We start from the raw sequence: 223 nt of genomic DNA, 5'->3' as shown, positions 1-223 counted from the left end.
AAAACAGCCAATACAATAGTTATTAATTTTTTTAATTATTGGAAAAACTTCTNNTTTTATAAGTTCATTTAAATTAAAAAAGAGGTTAAATATAGGAATTAGATAGTATAGTTTAGAAAAGAGAAACTATTCAACTGTAATAATTAACCTTTTATTATTTTTTCCTTTATTTTCTCTTCCAATAATTTTTATTCTTCCCACTTCCTTTGTAGATTTTACATGA

1 protein-coding gene is annotated in these 223 nt (G+C 20.8%); it reads right to left on the bottom strand.

Annotated features, from left to right (window positions below):
* Positions 1-126 precede the first annotated feature (126 nt).
* The gene (locus LUA84_RS04840) at positions 127-201 is read right to left on the bottom strand and encodes a hypothetical protein (protein WP_231434563.1); all 75 of its coding nucleotides are present in this window, start codon (positions 199-201) and stop codon (positions 127-129) included.
* Between the last annotated feature and the right edge of the window lie 22 nt (positions 202-223).

Source organism: Candidatus Nanopusillus massiliensis (assembly GCF_920984865.1).
The sequence above is the reverse complement of the archived record's forward strand: the minus strand, read 5'-3'. Positions and strand labels throughout refer to the sequence as shown.